8 protein-coding genes are annotated in these 6,760 nt (G+C 30.8%); 2 read left to right on the forward strand and 6 right to left on the reverse strand.

The genetic code is table 11. From position 1 onward, the window contains the following. Positions 1-190: 190 nt before the first annotated feature. The 4 genes from ACIQ66_RS11115 to ACIQ66_RS11130 all read right to left on the reverse strand — a co-directional run bounded on the left by ACIQ66_RS11115 (position 191) and on the right by ACIQ66_RS11130 (position 2,796). Positions 191-943: a UDP-2,3-diacylglucosamine diphosphatase gene (locus ACIQ66_RS11115; protein ID WP_396212864.1), complete on the reverse strand. Its 753-nt coding sequence runs from the start codon at positions 941-943 to the stop codon at positions 191-193. Between the two features lie 11 nt (positions 944-954). Beyond that, entirely contained in the window at positions 955-1,407 is a 453-nt protein-coding gene (locus tag ACIQ66_RS11120) for a 6-pyruvoyl trahydropterin synthase family protein (protein ID WP_396212865.1), read from the reverse strand. 35 nt (positions 1,408-1,442) lie between these two features. After that, on the reverse strand, positions 1,443-1,619 hold the full coding sequence (locus ACIQ66_RS11125; RefSeq protein ID WP_396212866.1) for a hypothetical protein: 177 nt from the start codon (positions 1,617-1,619) through the stop codon (positions 1,443-1,445). Positions 1,620-1,695: 76 nt separating this feature from the next. After that, positions 1,696-2,796, reverse strand: a complete 1,101-nt coding sequence (locus ACIQ66_RS11130) for an Omp28-related outer membrane protein (RefSeq protein ID WP_396212867.1) — start codon at positions 2,794-2,796, stop codon at positions 1,696-1,698. 106 nt (positions 2,797-2,902) lie between these two features. On the opposite strand from ACIQ66_RS11130, the gene ACIQ66_RS11135 reads away from it, so the two are divergent. Next, positions 2,903-3,379, forward strand: coding sequence for a TlpA family protein disulfide reductase (locus ACIQ66_RS11135; protein ID WP_396212868.1), 477 nt, complete (start codon positions 2,903-2,905; stop codon positions 3,377-3,379). 1 nt (position 3,380) lies between these two features. Next, complete coding sequence (locus tag ACIQ66_RS11140) at positions 3,381-5,045, forward strand: DUF6029 family protein (protein WP_396212869.1); 1,665 nt, start codon at positions 3,381-3,383, stop codon at positions 5,043-5,045. Positions 5,046-5,127: 82 nt separating this feature from the next. On the opposite strand, the gene ACIQ66_RS11145 is transcribed toward ACIQ66_RS11140, so the two are convergent. Continuing rightward, on the reverse strand, positions 5,128-5,853 hold the full coding sequence (locus ACIQ66_RS11145) for a T9SS type A sorting domain-containing protein (RefSeq protein WP_396212870.1): 726 nt from the start codon (positions 5,851-5,853) through the stop codon (positions 5,128-5,130). A gap of 69 nt (positions 5,854-5,922) precedes the next feature. Continuing rightward, the coding region (locus ACIQ66_RS11150) for a T9SS type A sorting domain-containing protein (RefSeq protein ID WP_396212871.1) at positions 5,923-6,760 on the reverse strand (838 nt) is incomplete at its 5' end.

The following is a 6,760-nucleotide window of genomic DNA, read 5'->3' on the forward strand; positions in this document are numbered from 1 at the left end:
AACCCATCTTCTAACTACAGATTTATCAATACCAATTTCTTTTGAAATAGAACAATAAGATTGATGATGGCGGGTATACTTTAAAACTTGTTCAACTTTAAATTCTGATGTAAAACTTCTTTTTTTTCTCATAAAAATGCCCCAAATAGTGTCTAACTTTTTGGGGCATGTTCATTTTAGTGAGGTTTTTTTATTTTAACTCAAATTTTTTCAACTCAAATTTTTCTCCATCAAAAACGCCGTAAGTAAAATAGCCAATCCAATCACCGAGATTAACATATTCAGCATTTTCGCCAACATTTACAATCATTGGTAAATGGCGATGTCCAAAAACTAAATAATTGTAATGTTTAGTTTCCAGTTTCTTTTTGGAATATAAAATTAACCATTCGTTGTCTTCTCCTAGAAATTTTACATCTTCTGCACCAGAAATCAACTTGTTTTTAACTGAAAGATATTGTGCTAATTTCATTCCAATATCAGGATGTAGCCATCTGTAAAGCCATTTTGAAAACGGGTGCACAAATACTTTTTTCATTCGTTTGTATCCTTTGTCTCCTGGACCTTTTCCGTCACCATGACCAATTAGAAAGGTTTTGTTATTGAATGTAAATTCTTTATTATCGTGATAAACAGGAATGTTTAATTCTTTTTCGAAATAATCATTCATCCACAAATCGTGGTTTCCAACAAAAAAATAAATCGGAATGCCACTATCTCTTATTTCGGCCAATTTGCCTAAAACTCTAACAAATCCTTTTGGAACAACAGTTTTATATTCAAACCAAAAATCGAATAAATCTCCTAACAAAAAAATGGCTTCTGCATCTTTCTTTACTTCATCTAACCAAGCTACAAACTTTTGCTCACGCGGAAAGCTTGCTTCAGGAGTTGGAGCACCAAAATGTTGATCGGAAGCAAAATAGATTTTTTTGTTTGACATTTAGAAATAATTTACAAATTATCGGAAGCGTACCATTCGGCAAATGAACTTTCGGTTTCTTGCAATTTTAATGAATGAAGTTCGATATCGTTAGGCAATCTGTCTTTTATTTTTTTAGCAAAATCAACTACCATATTTTCACTTGTAGGCTGATATTCAACTAAAATGACATGATGTCCTCGATTTTTTAATTCATTTGCCAATTCAATATGAGGTGTATTTTTGTTAAAAACTGTTGCGTGGTCAAACAAATCAACTATTTCTTCTCTAACTATTTTTTTTAAATCAGAAAAATCAATTACCATTCCGTATTTTACGTTTGTATTATCTGTTATAGGATGCCCAATAACTGTTACAGAAAGCTTATAACTATGTCCGTGAACATTTTTACATTTTCCATCATAGCCATATAAAGCATGACCGGTTTCAAAAGAAAATTGTTTGGTAATTCTGATTTTACTCATCGTATTAATTTTAAGTTACAAATTTAGTAAATAAATTACTCATCGAGTCTTCTATTTTTTGCTTTAGAATACATCCAATAGGCTAAACCAACTAAAATGACAAATGGCAAGATATTCCCTATCCAAACACCAATTACATAAGCATTATTGGGAGCAGTTTTTATTTTCTCTTCAACGTTTATTTGAAGAAGAATTAGTAAATGGAGAGCCATATATATTCTTTTATCAATTTCAAAAATACAAAAAGGCCGCCAAAAAGCGACCTTATAAATGCTTTTTTATATTGTTTTAAGGGTTTTCATCAAAATCTAATTGATTTTCACCAATTTGAGCACTTCTTACATTAATTGCTTTATTGTCGCTGCCTACAACAAAAGCAACAAATTCTAAATTGTTAAGATTCTCAATAGTCAAAGTTGAAACATCAACCGAGAAATTTTTTGAATAAATATTTTCAAAATAAGTCTCACCACTCGGAATTGCATCACCAAGAAGATTAGTAAAAGTTCCTCTTACTACATGGTCGTGTTCAAAATTTGGTATTAAACTTAAACCACCATAAAAAGGAGTGTTGTTTTTTTGCGGATATATCAAGTTGTTTTCTAAAACATATACAACAAGTTTTAAATTACTATAATCATCATAAAATTTTACTTTTACATTAAGATTTATAGCGTTGTTTTCAATTACAGAATTCATCGACAAGCCTAATCTTACGGGCTTTCCAGCTGTAAGAGCAATAGCTATATTTTGATTTGTTGGCGAGTTTTGTGCAAATGGCCAAGGTGTCATTCGGTTTAACTTTCCAGTTGGATATTCTCCAGTAAAATTCACTAATTGAAAAAGCGGTTCAACACCTACAAAGTTGTATGGGTCAAAGCTACCAGGGCTTCCGCCAATATGAATGGCAACAGGAACCATTTTAGTGGCACTTAACTTTAATAATTCAATTGCATAGCTTACTCTTGGGCAGCTAACACACCATGCGCCGGTGTAGTCTTCTATTAATACTCGTTTTACAAAACTTTTTTTGTTGTCAAATTTTACAATAATTTCATTGCTTGTAAACGCTTTATTACTATTTATATCACTATATTTTGCATAAACTTTGTAAGAAGTTAAATTTAAAGAAGTTAATGACGGCACATCACTCATTGTAACATCTGCTGGTGGTGTAGTAATTTCTTGTATGAATATTTTAGCTTCATTTGTAATATCTATTCCAGAGTCAGTTACAATTTTAAAATTTATAGTTTGCCCCGGTCGTTTTTCTTCAAAGTCAGCTGTCAAGATTATACTATCAGTTCTAAAAAAATCGCCAGTATCTTGATAACATGAATTTAATGAGGAAATTAGTAGAAAGAAAAAAAAGGTTTTTATTGATTTCATTTGAATAAAAAATATTTTACCAAGCAATATTATAAATTATTTTTTAAAAAAGGCATAATTATTGGTTAATTTTTATTTCATTTGTGCTACAAACTATAAAATTACTATGAAAAAACTAACCTTATTTTTACTGTTTTTTTCTTTTTCTGTTTTTGCTCAGAAAGAACTACCAAGTGTTTCTATAACAACTTTGGATAACAAATCTGTAAATGTAAAAACAGATTTTAGCGAACAAGATAAAATTTATATTTATTCGTTTTGGGCAACTTGGTGCACACCTTGTATTGCTGAGCTTGAAGCAATTAGTGAACATTATGAAGATTGGAAAAAAGAGCTAAACATTGAGTTGATTGCAGTCTCTATTGATGACGCTAGAACTCAAAAAAGGGTCAAACCTCTTCTAAATGGTAAGGATTGGACTTATACAATGCTTTTAGACTCAAATCAGGATTTTAAAAGAGCTTTATCGATTGTAAATGTTCCCTATTCTATTATTGTAAAAAATCAAAAAATTGTTCATATCCAAAATGGCTATACCCAAGGATCAGAAGAAGAATTACATGATGTGTTAAAAACGCTATAAAATGAAAAAAAGTTTATATTTATTCTTATTATCTACTAGCATTTCTATATACGCACAAGAAAATAAATTCGGAAAAATATTTGGAGGTCTTGAGTCCAATTCGCAATGGTATTTGAATGATAAAGGACAACAAACTGTGCATCCAGAAGATCCATTACGTTCAAACAATTATTTATTTTTAAATTACAATTTGGATAAATGGTCAGCAGGTCTTCAAGTTGAATCTTATGAAAAAAATGCGCTTCTTAATTATAATCCAAAATATAAAGGTACAAATGTCGCCACTTATTTTGTAAATTATAAAGACAAAACGTTTGATTTGACTGCGGGTTATTTTTATGAGCAATTTGGTAGCGGATTAATTTTACGATCATGGGAGGATAGGGCTTTGGGTATTAATAATGCACTTAGAGGTGTTAGGGCTATTATAAGGCCAACCCAATACTTAACTTTTACAACTTTATATGGCCAGCAAAGAACTGGTTTTGATGTTTCTGAAGCTAAGATTCATGGCTTTAATACTGAAGTTGATTTTGGAGCCTTATTAAAATTTGAAAAATCCCAATTATCTGGCGGATTAAGTTTTGTTGGGCGAGATGAAAAAACTACTATTGTGAATCCTGATTTTGATGATATGACCAATGCTATTTCATACCGTCTTAATTTTTCTCACAATTCATTTTATATTTCATCTGAATTAGATACGAAATCAAGAGATGGTGTTTTATCTGATGCAAATAATAATTTGAGTTCAAAACTTGTTAAAACAGGCAATGCGTTTTTGTTAAATATGGGTTATACTAAGAAAGGTTTGGGTATCGATGCGACATTTAGACGAATGCAAAACATGGCATTTTTCTCTCAAAGAATTCCTGAAAACGGTTTAATCTACAATGATGTATTAATGAATTTCACACCAGGTTTAACCAAACAACAACACTTAAACACTGCTAATATTTATGTTTACCAAGCTCAAAGCAAGGTAGATTTCACCAGTAATGAAGTTATGAAAGCTGGTGAAATAGGTGGTCAAATAGATGTTTTTTATGATGCAAAAAAAGGTTCAATGCTTGGCGGAAAATATGGTACAAAGTTTTCATTTAATTCTGCAAGATGGTATAATTTAGATGGAAATTATTTATTTGCACCATCTAATTATGATACAAAATTGTTTTCGGGTAGTGACAAGTATTATGTTGATTATAATTTAGAAATTACCAAACGATTTTCGCCAAAAATGATTTCGGGATTTACTTATATAAATCAATTTTATAATGCTAACTTTCTGGCAGGTTATTTAGCAGAAGTAAACACTCATATTTTAGGTCTAGAAACCACTTATTCTTTTACTAAATCTCGCTCAGTTCGAGGTGTTTTTGATCATATGTGGGCTGATGCCGATAGAAAAAATTGGGCAAGTGCTACATTAGAGTATAATGCCAATTCAAAAATGTCTTTTTACGTTTCTGATTTATACAATTATGGTAATGACGCAAAGAAAAGTAGAACGCATTATTATAATGTTGGTGGTTCTTACCGTAGAGGTTCTTCAAGAATTGCACTAAATTATGGAAGACAAAGAGGAGGCTTAGTTTGTGTGGGTGGTGTTTGTAGAATTGTTCCAGAAAGTACAGGAGTATCTTTATCGCTTAATACTTCTTTTTAATAAATTAGAATTGTTTTTAAATAAAAATTCCCAAGTAAAAAATGATTTACTTGGGAATTTTTTATAGTATAAACTTTTAAAATTATTCTTTAATAATCTTTACAGTTGCTTTTTTACCTTCATTAGTTGTTAGGCTAAGGATATAAAGGCCAGAAGCTAGTTTTGAAGCTTCTATCGAATTGTCACCAGTAACTAAGCTTTGGTTAACTATTAACTTGCCATTTACATCATAAATGTTTGCTGAAACTGGTTTAGTAACCTGCAATTCAAGATTATTTTTAACTAAAGTCGATTTAAGTTGAATCCCTAATGTAGCCAATTGATTAAAATCTGTATTACTCAAGTTTGGAGTATAGCGGTAAGTAAAAGTAATACTGTTACCAACCTCTGCATTGTTTTCATCAACTCTAAAAAGTTTTAACACATAGTCTAAACTGTTAATGCCATCACCAGCATTTGAATTTAAAAAATGGTCTGAATTACCATTCTCACCGTTGGCAGGTATTGTAGAGCCAAAACTTGGATAAGAATTTCCCATTACAAGGTTGTTTACACAAATTGGGTCAATACATAATTGAAGATTTGATCCTTGTCCATCAGGGAAAGAAACTACTTTAATCTTTACAGATACATCTTCGCTTAAACTATTATATATTTTTAATCCTAAATAATTTGTAGGTTCTGCAATACTGTTATACACCAACACATCGCCATCATTTATAACGGTACCATCAGTTTTCTTCAATGTTAATTGCGAAAAAGCAACTAAAGAGTATAGACTAAATACTATAGTTAATATAATTTTCATTTGTTTGTTTTTATTGATTTAGAAAACGCCTTAAAAATGTTTTATTTGTTAAGGCGTTTCATTTTTTATTTAGTTTAATACTACTTTTTCAGTGTAGTTGATATTTTCACCAGTTATTTTGGCTAAATATATTCCTTTGTTTAAAGAAGACAAATCAAGAATTGTATCATTGTTTACATTTTTAGAAGTAAAAACTACTTTTCCTAAAACGTCAACTAATTCTACAGAAACTACGCTATCTGCTTTAATTTGTAATCTACCTGTTGAAGGATTAGGATAAACACTTACAGAAGATTTATTAAAATTATTTGTTGCAAGTGAAGCAGTTCTTAAGGCGTTTACGTTTGCTAAAAGTGTTCCAAAATTTCCAGTAGATACGCTCCATACAGAAGTTTCTCCATTAAAAATTTCCATTCCGTGCGGTGTAGAACCTAATGACCAACCGTCTCCATAAGAGTCTAATAACTCAACAGTATAACACTCACCAGATGTAGGTAATGTTACATTGTGAATTTTTGTAGTGTTCGCATCTGGACCACCCGCAGCAGTACCACCCGCATAAGGGCCAAAACTAGCAACAACAGATCCAGTGCTGTTTTTTATTCTCCAAGATATTTCTCCAGGATAGTTATCAGTATAAACTCTTACTTCGATTTCTAGTTCAGTATCTGAAGGGAAAGTTAACGCTAAATTTGAATTTGAGAAATCAGGGTTAAAATTTGGCTGACCACTTACATTATTTACTTCATAAGTATAAACAGAAGAAGGATTTAAAGTAATAGGATCAAAAGTTAATGTTTTTGTAGAAAATTGAGCAAAAGTTCCTGATGTTGCTTTAGATGCAATAACAACTCCGTCTTGTTTTAAGTCTACAGTAGCAATTGGAGTTACACCAGTTACGTTTTTA

Source organism: Flavobacterium sp. (genome assembly GCF_044377315.1).
GTDB lineage: Bacteria > Bacteroidota > Bacteroidia > Flavobacteriales > Flavobacteriaceae > Flavobacterium.